The sequence below is a fragment of the Vibrio olivae genome (assembly GCF_042428525.1).
Taxonomy (GTDB): domain Bacteria; phylum Pseudomonadota; class Gammaproteobacteria; order Enterobacterales; family Vibrionaceae; genus Vibrio; species Vibrio olivae.
The window spans coordinates 93,495-113,723 of record NZ_JBHMEP010000008.1; the positions used below are offsets into that span (position 1 = coordinate 93,495).

The 20,229-nt window shown below is 45.9% G+C and carries 21 protein-coding genes; 12 read left to right on the forward strand and 9 right to left on the reverse strand.

Going from position 1 to position 20,229, the window contains the following annotated elements; translation table 11 throughout:
• Positions 1-334 precede the first annotated feature (334 nt).
• The 3 genes from ACFFUV_RS18670 (at position 335) to ACFFUV_RS18680 (ending at position 3,012) form a co-directional block, all read left to right on the forward strand.
• Complete coding sequence (locus tag ACFFUV_RS18670) at positions 335-1,252, forward strand: AraC family transcriptional regulator (RefSeq protein ID WP_390195776.1); 918 nt, start codon at positions 335-337, stop codon at positions 1,250-1,252.
• Between the two features lie 355 nt (positions 1,253-1,607).
• Positions 1,608-2,087 (forward strand): cytochrome P460 family protein, encoded by a 480-nt coding sequence (locus ACFFUV_RS18675; RefSeq protein ID WP_390195778.1) that lies wholly within the window; start codon positions 1,608-1,610, stop codon positions 2,085-2,087.
• Between the two features lie 79 nt (positions 2,088-2,166).
• Positions 2,167-3,012 carry a LysR family transcriptional regulator gene (locus ACFFUV_RS18680; protein WP_390195780.1) on the forward strand — a complete coding sequence of 282 codons (846 nt, stop codon included), beginning with the start codon at positions 2,167-2,169 and terminating at the stop codon, positions 3,010-3,012.
• 105 nt (positions 3,013-3,117) lie between these two features.
• Here the strand turns inward: ACFFUV_RS18680 and ACFFUV_RS18685 are convergent, their stop codons facing one another.
• A complete protein-coding gene (locus ACFFUV_RS18685; protein ID WP_390195782.1) occupies positions 3,118-4,029 on the reverse strand; it encodes an AraC family transcriptional regulator in 912 nt (303 codons plus the stop codon).
• 193 nt (positions 4,030-4,222) lie between these two features.
• Here ACFFUV_RS18685 and ACFFUV_RS18690 point away from each other — a divergent pair, with 193 nt between their 5' ends.
• On the forward strand, positions 4,223-5,311 hold the full coding sequence (locus ACFFUV_RS18690; RefSeq protein ID WP_390195784.1) for a Gfo/Idh/MocA family protein: 1,089 nt from the start codon (positions 4,223-4,225) through the stop codon (positions 5,309-5,311).
• 128 nt (positions 5,312-5,439) lie between these two features.
• Here ACFFUV_RS18690 and ACFFUV_RS18695 read toward each other — a convergent pair whose 3' ends face one another.
• Entirely contained in the window at positions 5,440-6,060 is a 621-nt protein-coding gene (locus ACFFUV_RS18695) for a DsbA family protein (protein WP_390195786.1), read from the reverse strand.
• Positions 6,061-6,181: 121 nt separating this feature from the next.
• On the opposite strand from ACFFUV_RS18695, the gene ACFFUV_RS18700 reads away from it, so the two are divergent.
• The gene (locus ACFFUV_RS18700) at positions 6,182-7,075 is read left to right on the forward strand and encodes a LysR family transcriptional regulator (protein WP_390195788.1); all 894 of its coding nucleotides are present in this window, start codon (positions 6,182-6,184) and stop codon (positions 7,073-7,075) included.
• 254 nt (positions 7,076-7,329) lie between these two features.
• Positions 7,330-8,421: an MBL fold metallo-hydrolase gene (locus ACFFUV_RS18705; protein WP_390195790.1), complete on the forward strand. Its 1,092-nt coding sequence runs from the start codon at positions 7,330-7,332 to the stop codon at positions 8,419-8,421.
• A 69-nt stretch (positions 8,422-8,490) separates the two neighbouring features.
• On the opposite strand, the gene ACFFUV_RS18710 is transcribed toward ACFFUV_RS18705, so the two are convergent.
• Positions 8,491-9,231, reverse strand: a complete 741-nt coding sequence (locus ACFFUV_RS18710; protein ID WP_390195792.1) for an SDR family oxidoreductase — start codon at positions 9,229-9,231, stop codon at positions 8,491-8,493.
• A gap of 76 nt (positions 9,232-9,307) precedes the next feature.
• Positions 9,308-9,757 (reverse strand): MarR family winged helix-turn-helix transcriptional regulator, encoded by a 450-nt coding sequence (locus tag ACFFUV_RS18715; protein ID WP_390195794.1) that lies wholly within the window; start codon positions 9,755-9,757, stop codon positions 9,308-9,310.
• Positions 9,758-10,021: 264 nt separating this feature from the next.
• On the opposite strand from ACFFUV_RS18715, the gene ACFFUV_RS18720 reads away from it, so the two are divergent.
• Positions 10,022-10,423 (forward strand): MbcA/ParS/Xre antitoxin family protein, encoded by a 402-nt coding sequence (locus ACFFUV_RS18720; RefSeq protein WP_390195797.1) that lies wholly within the window; start codon positions 10,022-10,024, stop codon positions 10,421-10,423.
• The gene (locus ACFFUV_RS18725) at positions 10,414-11,094 is read left to right on the forward strand and encodes an RES family NAD+ phosphorylase (protein ID WP_390195799.1); all 681 of its coding nucleotides are present in this window, start codon (positions 10,414-10,416) and stop codon (positions 11,092-11,094) included. The genes ACFFUV_RS18720 and ACFFUV_RS18725 overlap by 10 nt, the downstream gene beginning before the upstream one ends.
• A gap of 31 nt (positions 11,095-11,125) precedes the next feature.
• Here the strand turns inward: ACFFUV_RS18725 and ACFFUV_RS18730 are convergent, their stop codons facing one another.
• Both ACFFUV_RS18730 and ACFFUV_RS18735 read right to left on the reverse strand, forming a co-directional pair.
• Positions 11,126-11,593, reverse strand: coding sequence for a DMT family transporter (locus ACFFUV_RS18730; RefSeq protein WP_390195802.1), 468 nt, complete (start codon positions 11,591-11,593; stop codon positions 11,126-11,128).
• Positions 11,594-11,599: 6 nt separating this feature from the next.
• Positions 11,600-12,034, reverse strand: coding sequence for a DMT family transporter (locus tag ACFFUV_RS18735; RefSeq protein ID WP_390195806.1), 435 nt, complete (start codon positions 12,032-12,034; stop codon positions 11,600-11,602).
• Positions 12,035-12,134: 100 nt separating this feature from the next.
• Here ACFFUV_RS18735 and ACFFUV_RS18740 point away from each other — a divergent pair, with 100 nt between their 5' ends.
• Positions 12,135-13,067: a LysR family transcriptional regulator gene (locus ACFFUV_RS18740; protein WP_390195808.1), complete on the forward strand. Its 933-nt coding sequence runs from the start codon at positions 12,135-12,137 to the stop codon at positions 13,065-13,067.
• A gap of 59 nt (positions 13,068-13,126) precedes the next feature.
• Here ACFFUV_RS18740 and ACFFUV_RS18745 read toward each other — a convergent pair whose 3' ends face one another.
• Positions 13,127-14,020: a LysR family transcriptional regulator gene (locus ACFFUV_RS18745; RefSeq protein ID WP_390195811.1), complete on the reverse strand. Its 894-nt coding sequence runs from the start codon at positions 14,018-14,020 to the stop codon at positions 13,127-13,129.
• Between the two features lie 102 nt (positions 14,021-14,122).
• Between ACFFUV_RS18745 and ACFFUV_RS18750 the strand changes: the two genes are divergently transcribed.
• Positions 14,123-14,878, forward strand: a complete 756-nt coding sequence (locus ACFFUV_RS18750) for an SDR family NAD(P)-dependent oxidoreductase (protein ID WP_390195813.1) — start codon at positions 14,123-14,125, stop codon at positions 14,876-14,878.
• Between the two features lie 72 nt (positions 14,879-14,950).
• On the opposite strand, the gene ACFFUV_RS18755 is transcribed toward ACFFUV_RS18750, so the two are convergent.
• Together ACFFUV_RS18755 and ACFFUV_RS18760 are read right to left on the reverse strand one after the other, a co-directional pair.
• Complete coding sequence (locus tag ACFFUV_RS18755) at positions 14,951-15,529, reverse strand: nucleotidyltransferase family protein (protein ID WP_390195816.1); 579 nt, start codon at positions 15,527-15,529, stop codon at positions 14,951-14,953.
• 62 nt (positions 15,530-15,591) lie between these two features.
• On the reverse strand, positions 15,592-16,767 hold the full coding sequence (locus ACFFUV_RS18760; protein WP_390195818.1) for an XdhC family protein: 1,176 nt from the start codon (positions 16,765-16,767) through the stop codon (positions 15,592-15,594).
• 729 nt (positions 16,768-17,496) lie between these two features.
• Between ACFFUV_RS18760 and ACFFUV_RS18765 the strand changes: the two genes are divergently transcribed.
• Both ACFFUV_RS18765 and ACFFUV_RS18770 read left to right on the forward strand, forming a co-directional pair.
• The gene (locus ACFFUV_RS18765) at positions 17,497-17,961 is read left to right on the forward strand and encodes a (2Fe-2S)-binding protein (protein WP_390195820.1); all 465 of its coding nucleotides are present in this window, start codon (positions 17,497-17,499) and stop codon (positions 17,959-17,961) included.
• Positions 17,958-20,222, forward strand: a complete 2,265-nt coding sequence (locus ACFFUV_RS18770; protein ID WP_390195823.1) for a xanthine dehydrogenase family protein molybdopterin-binding subunit — start codon at positions 17,958-17,960, stop codon at positions 20,220-20,222. The genes ACFFUV_RS18765 and ACFFUV_RS18770 overlap by 4 nt, the downstream gene beginning before the upstream one ends.
• Positions 20,223-20,229: the final 7 nt, after the last annotated feature.

A 20,229-nucleotide genomic window follows, 5' to 3' on the forward strand; every position in this document is an offset into this window, starting at 1 on the left:
TTCAAACAGTATGGATACTTTACGACGACTCTGCTCAAAATGGTTAGCCTGATCCTTGCCAATTTTTGCCTATTCCTCCAAATGAATAAAATTATTGATAAGTAAAAATTGGTTAATCACTCTAAATTTAAAGTCATAGATTAATGACAGCCTTTTGACATTTGCTTGAAAATACTGGGCTACGAAGGTATAAATTGAATAAAAAGAACAGAGTTCATTTTTTGAATCAAGGTAACAACCCCTATCAGAATTGCCTAATATTCTTCTTTTTTAGACAAATTAGATGTTATAGTCTATCCTCTCAACCATATCGAGACTCGCAGGTAACTTGGAAATGAACAGTAAACCATCACCAGATATGGCCGCCGCTTCCGCGAAGTTGGCTCACTACGTAGCAAAGTTCGCTCAGCAAGCCAATTACTTTGAAACTGACATTCCTGGTCTAAAACTTAGTCGTTGGTGTTCACCGACTGAACCCACCAGTTATACCCATAACCCCAGTATCTGTTTGATCGCCCAGGGCTCGAAACGCCTGTTGCTTGGTGAAGAAAATTACGAGTATGATGCGACACGTTTTTTGATCTCCTCTGTCGACTTACCGTTGATCGCGAGAATTACCGAAGCATCAGAAGAAAAACCTTATCTTGGTGTGATATTGGAGCTGGATCTTCAAGAGATCGCTCAGCTTATCATCGACAGTAAGTTAACCTTCAATCAAGGTAAGAAGACACAAAAAGGAATTGCTGTCGGCCAACTTTCTACCTCTTTGCTGGATGCCTTTGTTCGACTGCTCGCCCTGCAAGATGAACCTGAGAACGTTAAAATTCTCGCTCCCGTTATCAAACGGGAGATCTTTTATCGCCTTTTAACCTCTCCTCATGGGCAGCAGCTCTACCATATCGTGACATCAGGTAGCCACAGTAATCAGATCTCTAAAGCCATTGAGTGGTTGAAGAGTAATTATATTGAAAGCTTGAACGTGGGCTTGTTGGCGGATTACGCGGGCATGAGTAAATCAGCGTTTTACAGTCACTTTCGAGAAATGACGTCGATGACGCCACTTCAGTTTCAAAAGAAACTTCGTCTCAATGAGGCCCGTCGCCTGATGCTAACGGAAAACTTGGACGCGATGGCGACTACCTTTAAAGTCGGTTATGAAAGCCCGTCTCAGTTTAGCCGTGAGTACAGCCGCCTATTTGGTGCGCCACCTGCAAAAGACATTAAAAATTTACGCTCAGCGTATGCAATGTAAGTCGCTTATTCCACAGAAACGACGTAGTGAAACACACCAAAGGTCGTAGTATCCATATTGTTAAAAATCACCGCTTGGCATTTATTATCCTGTGCTGTAAATGCCAAGCTGACTATTACGCTAATCAATAGCTCACTCTATGTCCAATACCTATATCAAATGCAATATTATGCCTTTTAAGCATAATTTGTTTATTTAAAGCCTCCCCCGAGTTCGCCAAATCATCGTCTGGTTACGCCAAAACAATGCCTTTTAGGCATCCTGTCCTATTCCTAATAACGATTAGACATAACAAAATCGGCTTTTTATCATCAAAGCTCGGTTTAAAGTTCAAATTGCGAATGGAGGCGTAATCATGAACCCATCTCTAACCCACTCTCTGCTCCCAGCGGTAATGTTAAGTGGCATGGCACTGTTTATCACAACTACGGCGACTGCGGCTCAAAGCCCGGTGGCGTTCAAGCAAGATTATCAGCAAGACATCCACTACTTTACAAAACATCGCGGTGGCATCACTGAAGAATTATATGCCAGCCAAGCAGCAATAAACGCCGCCAAGCAAGATAAGCCACTCCCCGTCGGGACGTACATTATGATGGAAGACTTTCGCTCAGGTGAGCTGTATCGTTATGTTGCGATGGAAAAGGTTGCAGGCTATGGTGATACTCGAAATGGGTCAAGTAACACCGGAGACTGGGCATTTCAGACCTTTTCCCCTGATGGCGAAATTAATCACAATGAAGATATTAGCCGCTGTCACTCATGTCACAGCTCGCAGGAAAGCAACGATTACGTCTTTAGCTATCAGCAGCTTAAAGCGACCAAGAGCGAATAAAAACGCAAATAAGCTGGCTTCTTTCATTGGCTAAACGGTAAGCTATCTATTAGATCCCCCATGACAAGTAACACATCTAATGGATATTCGCGTTTTACGATACTTTCTCACTATTGTTCGGGAAGGCAGCTTCTCTAGAGCGGCAGAAACTTTATTTATTACTCAGCCTACGTTGAGCCGGCAAATCGCCCAATTGGAGAACGAATTGGGCACAAAATTGTTTCTTCGTGATAAACAACTCACGTTGACAGACTCCGGTCTGATGCTAAGGCGCAGGGCCGAAGAAATGCTTGAATTGATGGATATCATTAAAAGCGAGTTTCAATCAGGTGATGAGCTGAGCGGTAAAATTTCCATTGGTTGTGGCGGACTACGCTCGGTCAATGTGCTGATGGAAGAGATGGCGCGTTTTAAGCAGTTATACCCAAAAGTCACTTTTGAGCTTTACACTAACAGTGCAGAAGATATCAAAGAAAAGCTCGACCGCGGCCTTCTCGATTTTGCTATTTTGCTCGAACCGATTGAAATTCAAAAGTATCACTATTTAAGGATTGAGACGAAAGAGCGTTGGGGTTTGTTCATGCCTAGCTCTAGCCCTCTTGCTGCGCAAGCTGAGATCACCAAGCGCGATTTAATCAATCTTCCGCTGATTATGAGCAATCGCCAAGCGTTGCAAAAAGAAATCGCGCATTGGCTTCGACTCGATTGGGACGAGCTTAAGATTGTGGCTACCTACAATATCATTACCAACGTCGCCGAAATGGTCAGCAACAACCTCGGTTATGCCATGACGATTGAAGGCGCCGTAGAGCAATTTGATCCAGCTCGGTTTACATTTACGCCATTCACTCCTCCCCTTGAAATGACGTCTGTCATCGCATGGAAAAACGCGCATCTTCTTTCAATGCCGCGGATACCTTTTTAGCCCATTTAAAGAGCTCAAATTTTGTCGAAAAAACCCAAAATCAATAGCCTCGATTCAAACAGCGCTAACCATCTATGCGACGGCTGACCAACGCGAGATCATGAATTACCAAGGGGCGTGGCTAATTTCTTGACGAGTCACTCCCCGCGCCTGTAATCGCTTAGCATCAACCGACGGCGCAATGCCATACAAGCGAGAATATTCACGGCTAAACTGCGATGGACTCTCGTATCCGACAGCGTACGCCGTTTCACTCACATCCTTACCCTCAACAAGCAATTTTCTGGCTTCTTGCAAACGAATGGTTTTCTGAAACTGCAGCGGCGTCATGCCGGTTGCCGAACGGAAATGGCGATGAAGCGATGCTTGACTCATTCCGGCTTGCTCGGTTAATCCCTTTATACTCATTGATTCGGCATAGTGCTCTTTTACCCAATTGATCACGTCTCGAATTTTATTAACGCGATAATCATTCCCGGTAATCTGCCTCAATATCTCTTGCTGGTCACTTTGCAATAAACGATAAAGAAGTTCTCGTTCAATCATTGGCGCGAGAAAGGCAGCATCATCCGGAGTATCGAGTAATTCAAATAAACGCGATAACGGTGCTAAAAGATCCTCGGAAGCTTTTGATAAGACAAAGCACTCTCGCTGGGCAGGCTCTCGTTTCTCCATACCAGATTCGGTGATCACTTGCGCCAGCTTATCTGGGTCTAGCGTGATACTCAGCGAGATATACGGCGTATCCTGACTGGCTTGGATGATCTGAGTGGCAATGGGTAATTCAATCGAGTTGATAAAAAAATCCCCGGGCGTGTAACGAAAAACTTGTTCTCCCACGGTGACTTCTTTCTCCCCTTGTAACACCAAACACAGCATGGGTTCGTACAATGTCGTTACCGGGCACGTCGCGTTGCTCGACCAGAAAACACTGTAATTGGGATACACGCTTTTACTACCGCCGACCGTGACATGAGGATGCAATAAATTAATAATCTCGTGCAGTTTTTGCTCCATAACCATAAACCTTACTAGCCTACCCACAATTTGGCGAAATAAATTAGGTTGATAGTATTGAGCATGTGATTGAGACAATCAAGTAAGTGCACGTTTATCCGCTACGATACACTAAATCAGTCATCAGGCTAGGTAGGAACATGACGATACTTACCAAACCGAAAGACCTATTTTGATAGTATTAGGAGAATTTATGTCAACAGCTCAAAACTTGAAAGTCGGCTTTATTGGTTTAAACCCAGATAGCCACTGGGCCGCAATGGCGCATTTGCCTGCACTTCAATCTATGCCTGAAAAGTTCACTATTGTCGGCGTAGCGAACAGCAGCCTTGAAAGCGCTCAGCGAACCGCCGAAGCCCTAAAATTGCCTCATGCCTTTGCCAGTGCTCAAGATCTGGTTAACTCGCCTGAGATTGACGTGGTGGTCATTACGGTAAAAGTCCCGTATCACTTTGAACTGGTCTCTGCAGCGCTTAACGCAGGTAAACACGTTTACTGTGAATGGCCATTAGGGAATGGATTAGAAGAAGCTCGTCAATTGACAGCGTTGGCGAAACAAAAAGGTGTGGTTGCGGTTGCAGGTACTCAAGCACGTGGCGCTTTAGAAATTGAACACCTTGCACAACTCATCAAAGAGGGTTATGTCGGCAAAGTTCTATCAACCACTCTTATTGGCTCTGGCGGGAATTGGTCCGGCGAAACCGTGAGTGAGTATTACTATCTGTTCGAAAGCAAAAATGGAGCGACCATGCAGTCGATCCCACTCGCTCATACATTAGCGGCGATAAAAGACGTTTTGGGCGACTTTGCAACGCTTGATTCCCAGTTCGTTTTCAACTTCAACGACGTGAAAATCACGGATACAGGAGAAACAAAAGAGAAAACGGCCCCGGACCAAGTATTGGTTCAAGGTACAATGGCAAGCGGTGCTGCTCTCTCTATCCATTACCGTGGTGGCGCAAACCGCGGTACCAACCTGCTATGGGAAATAAATGGTACTGAAGGCGACATTCAAGTCACCGGCGATCTTGGCCACGCACAAATGATCCAACTCACCGTGAAAGGCGCAAAAGGCGAAGAGAAAGAACTGCAACCACTGATGCCAGAAAAGGCTGTTTATCAAGGGCTACCAGAATTCCCGGGGGCTCGTAATATCAGCCGCCTGTATAGCCGTCTGTACGATGACATCACAACAGGTAGCCAGACTGCGCCTTCATTTGAAGATGCCGTAAAACTGCATGAAGTCGTTGATGCGATTGAGACATCTGCTCAATCCAAATAACCCTTGATCTAAGGTCTAAACAGCGCGGCTAGCCACCGGGCTAAAATCGAATTTTTGTCCATATTTTATTTCGGCGGCTAAGGTTACCGTAACTCCCTTAGCCGCTGTTTTTTATAGCTAATATTTGATCACAGTAACGTCGATAACCAAGCTTCCCACGATTGCGGCTGAGAGTAATATTGGCTATGTGGTAATCGAATCCATCTCCCGTCAATATCTGCAAACAAAGTCGGATAGCCTCGCACTTGATGCTCAACCATCAACTGATGAGTCTCATTGACCCAATCGACAGACGCCGCGCCCTGTAAGTCCATCTCATGTTGCCATTGTGTTTCGTCTGCCCCCAATTCTATTGCGATACGCTTGAGTGTTTCTCCCTGTTCAACGTTTTGCCCTAGCTGATAGTGCGCACGTTGAATCGCTTTTAACATGTCAAAGCCACTCAAACCAATTCGCGATGCTACATAGAGCGCACGGATAGCAAGAAACGAATCCAATACCAACGGTAACTCACTGTTAACACGGGATAAATAAGCCTCACCAAATGTAGCGCCGGTTTCAAGCGCGATGCGTTTGTCTGCTTGTACAATGTGCTGACGAAAACTAACCTCGATGGGTTGGCGCTCTATCATGCCTCCAGGGTGGAGGACTAACTCAAACTCACTGTGGTTTTGAATAATGTCGACTAATTGCGTTGCGCCAAAACACCAGCCACACATTGGGTCGAAAAAGTAATGTACTTTGAGCATGTTGTTATTTCCTGTTCAATTCCACGAAAGGCTCATCGATGGCATTGAGTTTAGAAAATTGATTAGATAAGAAAAATAGCCAATAATAAGCATCATTATTTCATATTCCGAGCAAATAAAGATGGACCGACTGACCGCTGCTGAAGTCTTTGTGGATGTCGCCTACACAAAAAGCTTTACCGCAACCGCTCAGCGCCTCGAGATGTCTCGCCCAATGGTTACTCGCTATATTGAAGCGATGGAAAGCTGGCTGCAAACGCGTTTACTGCACCGCACGACCCGCAAAATTTCATTAACCTCTGAGGGAGAACGCTACTTAAGAGAAGTGGAGATTTGGCTCAATCAAGCCAAGGCGATGACAACGCTAAGGCCAAACAGCTCACATCTTTCAGGAACCATTCGTTTAGCGGCCAGTATGTCATTTGGTTTTTCAATACTCGCGCCTATTGTGAGCCAATTTATGGCCATGCATCCACAGGTCTCCATCGATATGGATCTGCAAGATAGTGTGGCGGATTTAGTCGAGCAGCGCATTGATTTAGCGATTCGCATCGCCTCCCACCCAGCCCCGTCACTCATTGGTAAACCGATAGGGGTATGCGATTCTGTCCTAGTCGCCTCACCCGATTATCTCATGATGTCGCCGGCTCTCAATGAACCAGAGGACCTGCGCCGCCATCACTGTTTAGGGTATCGTAATTTTGACATTCCAGTATGGCATCTCTATCGCCAACAGCGGCTCAGCTCAATTGAAGTTCACTGCCAACTGACGGCGAATGAGGCAACGACACTCCTTCACGCCGCTATCAATGGCGCTGGTGTCGCTCAGCAACCGTTGTATCTGGCAAAACCATTAATAGACAATGGTCAACTTATCCATGTTTTACCTGAGTGGGCGCCTAACCCAATGCAGATATACGCTTTGTATTCATCACGCAACTATTTATCACCTAGCGTCCGCGCCTTTATTGATTTTGCTGAAAACGCTTTAAAAACCGCCTTACCGACCAAATAATAGAGTGTAATAGGCGTTAAGTATTCACTGCGCTTGTGTAGGATTAGGCAAAAATAAAATAGTTTTGTCTCTACCAAAATGGGGGGAAATTGGGTCAAATGAGATTAGTGATCAATCTAAGATCACACGACGAGCCCCATGACTCTCCATTTATTTTAAGGTAAATAATGTACAAGAGCCCCTCGCCTACTGTTCGTGAAAATCCGGCTAACGCCACAAATTCAAAACGTCATAAATCATTTAGGTGTTCAGTAATGATCTATATTTCAATACTTATTGTTATTGTCGCTGTTGGCGTATACGTCTACTTGCAACGTCCGCAGTTCGACGCACCCAGCGTTGAAGAGCAATCTTACCAAGGCAAGTATTACCAAGGACAATTCCACAACGTGAATGAAGTCCCCGTGACAACATCCGACGATAATTTCTTTGTTGGCTTGTATAAGTTTCTGACAGACAAAACTCAAGACGCAAAACCAGCGGCAGAACTGCCATCGCAAAAAACAGATCTCTTGGGTTTGGATCCCAACGAAAATATCGTAGTGTGGATGGGACATTCATCCTACTTTATGCAACTTGATGGTCAGCGTTATCTGATTGATCCTGTGTTTAGCGACAGCGCCTCCCCGGTCCCCGGTACCAATACCGCGTTTGCAGGAAGTAACGTGTATCACGCCAAAGATATTCCCGAGATAGATTATTTACTTATCACCCACGATCACTGGGACCACCTCGATTACCCGACATTGGAAGCTCTGCGTGACAAAGTGGCTCAAGTGGTCACCCCAATAGGTGTGGGTTCTTATCTTACACAGTGGGGTTATACCAATGACACAATATTTGAACGCGATTGGTTTGAAGTATTCAATGCCCATCAAAGTACTGATATTTATGTATTGCCAGCACAACACTTCTCAGGACGCATGTTACAGCGTAACCAAACACTTTGGGGATCGTTTGCGATTGTGACGCCAAATCACAAAGTTTACTTTGGTGGCGATAGTGGCTATGGCCCCCACTTTAAGCAAATTAATGAGCAGCTTGGTGGGTTTGATTTAGCGATATTAGAAACTGGGCAATACAGTAAAAATTGGCCATTTATTCATATGATGCCAGAAGAAACGGCGCAAGCCGCCGAGGATCTTGAAGCTCAAGCGGTATTACCTTCGCACAATAGTAAGTTCCGCTTATCCAATCACAGCTGGTATGAGCCATTAGATCGATTGAGTGAGGCAAGTCGCGATAAACCATATCGATTGTTGACGCCGCTAATAGGACAAAGCGTTCGCTTAGATGATGAGGGTCAAGTGTTTAATGCCTGGTGGCAACCACTTAAAAGTGAATAAATAAAAAAGCCCCCGCGGGATAAGCGGGGGAAGCGTAAATCTTATCAATCCCTCTACCGAGGGATTTTTTTATGGTAAATAAGCGCCACCACAAACTGGCGTATAGGTTCCCGTGACGTGACCGCTGTTTTCATCACATAAGAATTTAACCGTGTTGGCAACACCTTCTGGCGTTGCAATCTTTTGCGTTGGCGTATGTAAGCGGATCATTTCTTTAAACTCTTCAGGCGCATCTTTAGTCGCATCGGTAGCAACCAGTCCTGGCGCGACAATGTTAGAGGTGATACCAAATGGCCCCAGCTCTTGAGCTAAGTACTTATTGAAGCTATCCAACGCACCTTTCGCTGAACCATGAGCAATGAAGTTAGGTGCCGGGCTTTCAGAAAGCGTACTCGAAATAAACACTAAGCGGCCAAACCCTTTGGCTTTCATCGAAGTCGCTGCAAGTTGCGCTGAGGCATAGGCTGCGTGCATTTCATCGTTAAGTTTCTGTGCGAACTCTTCCCACGTCTGCTCCATAAATGGCTTTGACGTGAAATTCATATTCGCGTTAGACACCAAAATATCCACGCCACCATGCTGTTCCACCGTAGCAAACATCGCTTTTAGTTGAGCATCGTCGCGAACGTCAGCTTGAATAATATGAGCTTCCCCTCCGTTGCGAGTGATCTCTTCAGCGAGATCGCTGGCAACTTGATTGCTGTTTACAAAGTTAATAAAAACTCGGTTTCCAGCAGCAGCTAAGGCTTTCGCTGAAGCAGCACCGATACCTCGAGCTCCACCAGTAATAAGCACGTTACGTTTTGTCATAATAAGCTCCATATAGGATTGAGGGTTAATTGTTCGCGAAACCGCGAATGTTCATTCAGACCGCATTACGCGACTGTTAATTATGGTTCATCTGCCTTAAGTTCTTAATCACATGACCAAGCATTTGCTGGCTGTTTTCCAGCACTTGCTCTGAGACACCTCGCTGGGCTTCATCGAGCAATTGAGAAGCAATTTCAGCGCATCGCGTCGCAATTTCGGCGGTTTTCTGCGTTGCGGACACTCTTTTCTTGCGACTATCGTTTGGATCTTTGGCTCTTAATATCCAGCCTTTTTTCTCAAGACCATCAACACAGCGACTCACGCTCGATTTTTCCAAATACAGCTTCTCTCCGAGCTCAGCTTGGGTCATCGATTGATGTTCGATGAGGACCACCAACACTCCCCACTGTTCTGGCGTCATGTCGATTTGCGCTTGTTGAAAGCGAACCGCAAGTTGGTTATTAAACAGCCGGCTGGAAAGACCCGTTAGGAAACCCAGCGAATCGGTATGGTCATACAAAGACATATAAGCTCTTTTACAGCATCGAATAATTATAGTTGTATACACAACCATAATCCTAACTGTCAAGTCGAATCGAAATCTATTCTCATTTAACTGCAAACTCGGTAAGAGATAATAACCAGCTTGAACTCCTCATCAAACAAGCTTGTATGGGCTTTTCCACCTTCAGTAACCTTGGTTTCCAGCGCTAAGTCGTATCGATCGATTTATTTACAAAAGTCCATAATTGAACTATATTTCAAAATAAATCCATATTGAGACTTAACTATGAAAGTGACAAAAACCGAACAACACAACGGTCAATCACTTGCCATCGCAGGGTTTAAAGCCGCTGATAATATTCTCGCCTCTTGGGGATGCTCCGCGCTGCAAAGCCAACAAATTCTCAAGTTGTCCAAGTCGTCTTATCACAAATACAAAGCGAATCCTGAAACAACACGGCTCAGCGATGACCAACTTGAACGCGTTAGTTACCTACTTAACATCCATCAGGCACTGCGCATCGTGTTCAGTAATCCTCAAAACGTCAGTGGATTTATGAAAATGAAAAACCACAACGACTACTTTGCAGGTCGCAGCCCACTTGAGATTATCGAATCCGGAAAATTTGGCGATCTGTATGAAGTTGCGCGACGTGTTGATGCGTTAAGAGGTGGGTTGTGGGGATAAAAGAGGTAAAAGCGTCGCAGGGTTACCGTTTAGTTAACACCAAGTATCCACCAATTTCACTCTTCGATGATGTGGCTGATGCAGAGGATTTTGACAAATTATACGCAATTCAAGCGATGACCAACCCACGCTTACGCGACGAGGTGGGTGATGTAACACTGATAGCGCCCGACGAAATACCTTATCAGTGCCAACGAGGAAGGAGCTTTGCTATTGCGCCTTTTACCCACATTAATCCGTCAGGCGGTCGCTTCAGCGATGGACTTTTTGGCGCGCTGTATATCGCTTCAACCGAGCAAACGGCAGCACTAGAAGTACGTCATCATCAACAGCAATATTGGCAAAATGTCGAAGGGCTCGGTTATGATCGGTTTTTGTTTCGAGGTTTAATTGTCACTCACCAGGCAGCACCGATTTATCATATTGATACTTCTCAAGAGGCGGTGCTCAATCCAAGCAGTTACATCGACTCACAACAACTGGCTCGCGAGCTTAAGCAGCAAGATTTCCAAGCGGTACATTACCCTTCAGTGCGAGATGAAAACGGCGAATGCTGGGCGTTATTTACTCCTAAACCCGTATCGGATGTCGTCCAAAGCTACCTTTTAGAAATGATTTGGGATGGTGACAGCATTTCAGAGGTGAATAAAGTGGATCACCTTTGTTTGTAATCAGAGCCACAATAATGTGGCTCTTTGATGATCATTCCGCCGTGGCGACAGAGACTGATTTTCGGCTACTGGCATAAATAAAGTACAAAGCGGCCGCTAAGCAGATAATGGCACCAATTCTAGGGGCAGAGAGTGTGATTTCGCTATTCCCAAACCACCCAAAGTTATCAATTAACATGCTCATTAGAAGCTGACCAAAAATCACCGCAACGGTCGATACCGCGACACCAATTCGTTGTACTGCGATGACCATAATGACAATATAAGGCACCCCGCACATAGCGCCCAATAACTGCCATTTAGGCACATCCATCAAGGTGACGGCATGATTCGGCTCAAAATAAAAGATCAGCAACGCCGTTACCAAGGCTCCGACTGAAAATGTCAAAAACGCACAGCGAAACACCCCAACTTTATTCCCTAACTGACCGTTAATAGCCGCCTGAATACTCAATAAAGCACCACCGATGATGCTCAATACAATCATTAGAATTGTCATATTACTCTACCCTTGCGCTATGAGGATTAACGCTAACACAATAAAACCCATCGCAATTAGCCGATGACTATCGACTTTGCGGCGCTCTGTACCCAGTAATCCGTAGTGGTCAATGATGACACTTTTGCCGATCTGCCCTGCCAAGATCCCAATCATGGTCATTGCGATACCAATCGCTGGTGTGACCACCGTCAAAATGACCACATAGCCAGCTCCCAAAAGGCCGCCAAGTAACTGCCATGAAGGCTGTTCAAAAAACGAAGGGCTGTTACGCGGGCTAAAAAACAGCATCAATAAAAATGTCAATGCAGCGCCTACGCCAAAGATGCTAAGCGTCGCCCAAAGGTGACCCACTTGTTCGCCAAGCGGGCCCAGCAAACCAGCCTCGACGGAAAGTCCCATCCCCCCGATGATGACGATAAGAATAAGTAAAAATTGCATATCAATGCGCCATGTAATGAAAAAACCCGTGAATGATACATTGGCTAATTAGCAAGAAAAACGACATAATCTAGCAATCACCTTTGCAAAAAATGCACAAATGAACCGTACTAATACTATTGATATTCGCGCGTTACGCTTTTTTATCAGCGTGTTTAATGCTCAAAACTTTTCGGTGGTCGCGAGGCGAGAAGACGTCTCTGCGTCAATGATATCGCGAACGATTCACCAGCTTGAAGATGCGCTTGGGCAGCAACTTTTTTATCGCAATACTCGAGCCGTGATTCCGACAGAGGCAGGTAAGCTGTTTTTTGACTATGCAAAAAATGTGGTAGAGCAGCTCGATGAAGCGCAGGAGCAACTGCAAGATCGCGTCGCCGAACCTACTGGTCTCGTTCGAATCAATGCACCGGTATTTTTTGGTCAACGCCACATCGCACCATGGCTAGCCAATCTTTATGAGCGTTACCCTAAGTTATCCGTAGATTTAACGTTAACAGACGAGTTTATCGACCCATTAAAAGAAGGCGCTGATTTGATGTTTCGGATTAGCAAACTGGGCGACTCTTCGTTTCATGCCAAGATTCTGGCCAGTCAGCATTACTATTTAGCGGCATCGCCACGCTACATTGCTCAGCATGGTCAACCTGAGACACCCGAAGAGCTATGTGAGCATCAATGTTTAGTCTACAAGGGGTTTCAAGGTCCGAATCGCTGGCTGGTACAAAACAAGAATGAGGGTTGGGTACAGTGCCCTATCACTTCGTATCTCACTTCAAATAACTCCGACAGCCTACTCACCGCCGCGTTACAGGGAATGGGGATCATCCTTTTTCCTGACTGGTTGATCGGCAATGAATTAAAAAACGGCCAGTTGTGTAAAGTATTACCGGATCATCAAGCAGCGATTCATACTCAGCCGCAGCATGTCGCGGCCATTTATCCCAATGTTCGCCACCCACCGCTTAACGTTCGGACCGTGATTGATTACTTTACAGAAGTCTACGGCTCACCCGCTTATTGGCAACTATGAACACCATGTGAGTGAGTTAACGGATTAAATTTGATACCAAATTATAAAAATCTATCGGTCTATTTCACCGTCACGACGCTGACCAGCCAATCCATAAATGCGCGAACGCGCCTAGGCACATAATGTCTCGACTCATAAAGCAGCGTCAATGGCATTGACTGACATACAAACTCAGGGAGGATTTCGATCAACTCTCCGCTCGCGAGCTCACTTTCAACGCCGTGCCTAGGCAGCTGGACAATTCCCAACCCAGCAAGGCAAGATGCTAAATACGCATCGGTCGTACTCACTGAAACCAGACTCGGTACTGCCAAAAAATGTGTCTTTCCATCATCAACATATTCAAAAACACTCTTCTGCTCACGGCCTGAGGGTTGGTAATCGACCACATAGTGATTCGGTAACTGCTCTAAGGTTTTTGGCACGCCATAACGTTTCGCATAGCGGGCACTGATACAATTGATCATGACTACTTTTCCTATCGGTCGAGCAACCAATTCACTATCTTCGAGCTCACCGACTCTCACCACACAATCGACACGCTCTTTGACGGGATCAATGCGAAAATCCGCCCCCATTAAACGAATGTTCGTGTTCGGATGCATGGCAAACCATTCATGCAAACGTGGCGCAACAACAGCGCTATAAAACCGACCTGGCATATCAACCCGAATGACACCTTCGACTTGCTCGGTCTGCTGCTGAAACTGCTCTTCGAGCGCATCAAATTCTTCAAGTAGCTTAATGCATTGCGGTAGATACTGCTCCCCTGCCGCACTCAAGGTGACACGACGGGTACTTCGATGTAACAACCGTGTATTGAGTAGAGCCTCCAGTTGCGTAATCGCATTTGAAATAGCCGATTTAGGTACATCCAACCGCTCTGAAGCGCGTGTGAAACTGCAAGTTTGTGCGACCACAACAAAACGCTTCATGCATTCGAGTTTATCCATTCTTTGTTCTCTTTAAGTGAACGGTGATATCAAATTGGTCATATATATCAAATCAATCATCTCGTTTAGTCTGGTTCTCGTCAACCACAAAGAGGAAGCATCATGACACAATTAGCATTAATTACAGGCGGGAGTCGTGGCTTAGGGCGTAGTAGTGCACTGGCGTTAGCCGAACGTGGCGTCGATATTGTTATCACTTATTTACAAAACCAAGAGGCGGCGTTAGAGGTTGTCAAAGAGGTAGAGAAACGCGGACAAAAAGCATCGGCGATTCAACTTGATACGCGAAACTTCAACGCCTACCCCGGCTTTGTTCAACAACTCGAGACTGTGCTCAGCCAAACATTTTCGCGTCAAGACTTTAATTACTTGCTTAACAACGCGGGGACCGGCCTCCATCGCTCCTTTTCTGAAACCAGCATGGATGAATTTGACGACTTATATCGAATCCATCTCAAAGCGCCCTACTTTTTAACTCAAGCACTGCTTGGGCATCTCAGTGATGCTGGACATATACTGAATATCTCGTCGGGTTTGGCCAGATTTAGTGTTCCCGGCTCGAGTGCTTATGCGATGATGAAAGGTGGCGTTGAAGTCATGACCCGCTACTTGGCTAAAGAATTGGGTTCAAGAGGGATTAGTGTCAATACTCTCGCGCCAGGCGCTATCGAGACTGACTTTTCGCAAGGAAGAGTACGCGATGACAAACAAATGAATGCGTTTGTTTCAAGCGTTACTGCGAAACAACGAGCCGGTTTACCCAATGATATAGGAGGCGTGGTTGCTCAGCTCCTTAGCGAGAATTGTTATTGGGTGACAGGACAACGCATTGAAGCATCTGGTGGCATGTTCTTATAGCTCCCACTAACAGGTGCGTTTTATTAATAAGCCGAGCATCGACGCTCGGCTTAACTGAGCGTTAAGAAATATTCAGCCTCTTAAAAGGTCTTCCTCATGGTCAACATCACGCAATATTCCGTCATCGTTAACGTCGACGTAAACACAACACTGCTGATAACGCTGGATAATGGCTTTACCACCTTGATCGCCATCTAACTGCTGCAACTCGTTCCAAAACTCACGGCCAAACACAACCGGGTGCCCCTTTTTTCCTTGATGACACGGGATAACAATTTTGCGGGTTTCGGCTTGTTGAACAAGCATTTTCTGTGTGTGTGATGATATCCAAGGCATATCACCAAGAAAAATCGCTACCGCGTCTGCATCCGAGGTTTGAAGCTCAGCCACACCAACGGCAAGGCTAGCTCCCAGCCCGCGTTCAGATTGATCTGAATAAATGATTTCTGTCTCTCGACTTAAGCCAAGATTGGCTGGAACGTCTCCTCGGCGCAGCACCACACGGCGCTGACTGAAAATCGAATCTATATGCTTAACGCTTGCGGCGATAAGTGTTTGCTCATCCGAAAAACGTGCTGCGCGTTTGTCACGACCAAAACGGCGCCCAAAACCTCCGGCAAGAACCAAAGCGATGCATGATTTAGCGTTCATTAACTAACAAACCTTTGCGTATCTCAAGTAACACCAACTGATAATCAACACCGACGGCTGAATTAACCAAGCTTTGACTTTAGCGACTGCTTCGTCAATTGCGAGCGTATCACCGGATCTGGGTCGTGAATTTTATCTTGCCTAAATTTAAGGCTTTTACCATTACGCCCGTAACTGTTTGCAGTGATCTCACCGAGAATGGCGATCGCGACACTCTCTGGCGTATCCCCACCCAGATCAAGGCCTACGGGGTAATGCAATTTGGTCAGCGCCGGTAACAAACCATATTGCTCTTCTATTTGCTGCAACAGCTTTTCAGTGCGGTCTCGCGGCCCAAGTTGGCCGATATATACCGGATCACTGTGAAGCGCGGCTTGTAGCCAATAGGCATCCTGCACCAAGCTGTGACTCATCACCACCACTGCCGCTCCCTCGAAGAGGCTTTGATACTCAAAAGGTTGCTCGACATCCGTGACCAGGATGTTATCCACTTCCATAAAGCGCTGACGGTTTGCAAAATGTGAACGCCCATCCAACACACTCACATGCCAGCCGAGCATTTTGGCTGTTTTAGCGAGAGGCTGAGCATCATAGCCAGCGCCACAAATAACCAATTTTGGTACCGGTCGAACATACTCAACAAAGACTTCGACTTGTTGGTCACCCAACTGATAATAATGCAGTGATGAACGTTGCCCTTGCATCGTGACCTCGAGATCCTGCATCAGTTTCGGCATTAACTCCGGCTGGTTAAAATCACCAACCGCTGGTTCGCCTTTTACTTTCAACAAACGCTGGCCGATACTGAGACCAGTGTCGGCGCCTGGGTTAATCACGGTCGCAACTACCGCAGGGACATCCTCATCAACAACCTGCGATAATGTGTCAACCAATAGATGGTTATCTGCCAAGCTCACACGTTCAAAGAGCACATGGACAGTTCCGTTACAACCTAAGCCAAAACTCAGAGCGACATCGCCGTCTTCATCTTCTTCGGCCGTGCTATAAGCGCGGATCACTGGACCGGATTCGGTCAACCACCAAGCGGTTTTAGCAACCTCCGATTCAAGGCATCCTCCGCTAATTGCCCCTTGAGTGCCGAATTGAGAAATCACCATTCTCGCCCCCGGGCGTCGGTACGCTGACCCCTCAACTTTCACGACAGTCGCAAGGACAGCTTCATTCCCCGTGCCAATATCATTGTGAATGGCTTTAACCAAGGCACTAAGTCCTGACATAAACGCTCTCCCATTTTGCTCAGTAAACGTGTTCAAAACCAAATCCGTTGCCGATTTGAGCCAAGTACATAATTCCAACATTTTGAACAAGCTTTTTTATCAGCCTATTACAATACTCAAACAAACTAAAGCTGGACGCGACTCGCTTGAAATAAAAAATAAAAGGCGATAATTACGAATGATTCTTATTAAATAAAATCAAATACTGACAAACAGGTAGGAGGAGAAATAATCAATCCATGAGTAACTCTGCGGTAAATGAAGCGAAAAAAATATGTTCAAAATTTTTAAATTACAAATAAAACAAAGTGTTAACCAACATAAACCAGCGAGTATCTTTAATTTAAAAGTGCAAACTTAAGACAGAGAAACCCCTCAACTTATTGCAGATTTCAGTCTCCTAATGCCCTTATCATCAAAAGTATTTTTTAGAAAAAAGAAATAATTACCGTGAATTACTAATAGGACTAATAAGCCTGGTTAATCAATAGAGCAATTGTAATTCCCCCCTAATGTTTGTTAAATGTTTATAATAACTATGTATTGATGTGATCATGGTTCTTAAACATACAGCAACACCTTTTTATCATATCGACATTCAAATATGTTGGCTAAACTTATAGCCAACCACACTCAATTCGACGCATGAAAAATTAGACACCGGATCTAACTCTATACATTTAAAACAATAATAAGTGTGTCGAACTTACACGGAGCAATGATGACAACATGAAATTACAGATTAATAACCAAACATACGATGTAGACGTGGCAGAAGATACACCGTTGCTTTGGGTTATCCGTGACAATCTGGGCCTTACAGGCACTAAATTTGGCTGCGGTTTAGCTCAATGCGGTGCATGCTCTGTCATGATCGACGGCGAAGTCATGCGTTCATGCGTGATGCCAGCGTCACTCGCTGAAGGAAAATCGATCACCACGATTGAAGCGATTGAACAAGACGATGTTGGTAAACGTGTTGTCTCTGCATGGACCAAGCATCAAGTACCACAATGTGGATACTGCCAATCAGGTCAAGTCATGGCAGTGACTTCTCTTTTGAAGTCAAACCCGAATCCAAGTGAAGACGAAATCAACGCTGTCGTCAGTAACCTGTGCCGTTGCGGTACGTATAACGCTATCGACGTTGCGATCGAAGATTTAACTGGTAAACCATCAGGGAGCAATGCATGAAAAAGCCAATAGAGGATCAAGCCCTCTCCGAGGTCAATCAGGAGAACCCCGTTAATGTTTCACGGCGTCGTTTTCTTCTTTCTTCTGCGGGTATCGCAGCCGGTGCTTTTGTGCTTGGTGTTGGTATTCCGCTGCGTCAAGCGCGCGCTGCTCAGCAAGATAACATGCCTGCAGGCACTCGCGTTCCAGCCTTTTTGCGCATCACACCCGATAACCAAATTTATTTTCAAAGCCCGTTCGTCGAAGGTGGGCAAGGTATTTTCACCGCCATGGCCCAGATTATCGGTGAAGAGCTCGATGCCGATCCAGCCAACTTTATCGTAGAAAATGCGCCAACCGGTCCTGACTTCAAAGTCATGACCAACGGTGCTGGCCGTATTACTGGCGGCAGTATGTCGGTACGTTTTAGCTACCCAGTGATGCGTAAGCTCGGCGCCCTAGCCCGTAACATGCTGCTTCAAGCTGGTGCTAAACACATGGGTGTCGGTATTGAAGAACTGACGACTGAACCAGGTAAAGTCATTCACGCGAAAACGGGTCGTTCGTACACTTATGGTCAATTGGCTGAATTGGCCATGGAAATTTCGGTTCCAGATCCTGACAGCATTGAGCTTCGCGATCCCAAAGACTTTCGTTGGATTGGTTCATCGGTTGACCGTCTCGATGTCTACATGAAATCGACAGGTAAAGCCGATTACACCATTGATATGAAAGTCGACGAAATGATGCACGCCGCAGTGCAACATGCGCCTCGTCTGGGTATGAGTGTCGGCGAGATTGTCAACATGGATCAAGTCAAAGCCATGCGCGGTGTTCACTCTGTCCACAAACTTGACGGCGCCGTCGCCGTAGTCGCTCAGCACTGGTGGGATGCTAAGCGTGCAGCCGAAGGGGTACAGGTGAAATGGCTCGAATCAAAAGGTGATGAGAAGAACGGCGCTCGACACATGCCGAGTGACTTCTCCACTGAAGCGTTTAACGACATGCTTGCTAGCCGTACAGAAAAAGGCATCGATGCAGAAACTAAAGGTGACGCACCAAAAGTGTTAGCCGACGCTTCCGATGATTCTTTGTTAACGGCCACTTATCGCACGCAATATGTTCACCATGCACAACTTGAGCCACCTTCGGCACTCGCTCGCTTTAACTCTGATGGCACCTTAGACGTTTGGATGCCAAACCAGGCGCCAGATGTATTCCTTGGTGATATTGCAAAACGCACAGGGTTATCAGAGGATAAAATCAATGTTCACTCATCCATTTTGGGTGGCTTCTTTGGTCGTCATTTCTTGTATCCAAATGGCAGCCCTTACCCTCAAGCAATCGAACTTGCTAAAGCGGTTGGTAAACCTATCAAGCTGATTTGGAGCCGTGAAGAAGAGTTCTTGCGCGATCCACTTCGCCCGATGGCAGCCGTAAAAATGCGCGCAGCCATTAACGACAATAAACCTCAAGCCCTGGAAATCATCTCCTCAACCGAAGGGCCAACCGATGGTATATACGGCCATACTGATGGCAAAGTGGATCCTACTGCGGTTGAAGGTCTCAGTGGAAAAGCTTATGACATTCCGAATGTTCGCATCGGTTATGACTATGTGAAAAACCCAGCCATGCTTGCTTACTGGCGTTCTGTTGGCAACTCAATGAATGACTTTGTCTACGAGTGTTTCTTTGATGAAATTGCCGACAACGTTGGCAGCGACCCTTATGAGTTGCGTAAAGAGTTACTGCAAGATAACGCTCGACTTTCTCATCTACTGGATGTGGTGGTTGAGTCATCAGGCGGCTGGAAACGAGGTCCTTATACCGCAGAAGATGGCACGACACGTGCGCGTGGTATTGCAATGGCATCTCCATTTGGATCACACGCGGCATCGATTGCTGAAGTCTCTATAGACAATGGTCAAGTTCGTGTTCACAACGTTTGGGAAGCCTTGGACCCTGGTTCAATCGTCAACCCTGCGATTGTCGAAGCGCAGGTTAAATCTGCCGTCGCTCTGGGTGTTTCGCAAGTTTTAATGGAAGAAGCGGTTTACACCAATGGTAAACCTCAGGCTCGTAACTACGATATGTATCCGATTCTTCGCCCAACTCAAATGCCAGATGTACATGTGAGTATTGTTGAAAGTGGCGCAGAAATGGGCGGGGTTGGTGAACCTGGACTACCATCCGTTCCACCCGCAGTGATCAATGCCGTGTCCCAGCTATTGGGCCGACGTATTCGTAGCATGCCGTTATCAAGTGTGTCACTTGAGGCTTAGAGACTCA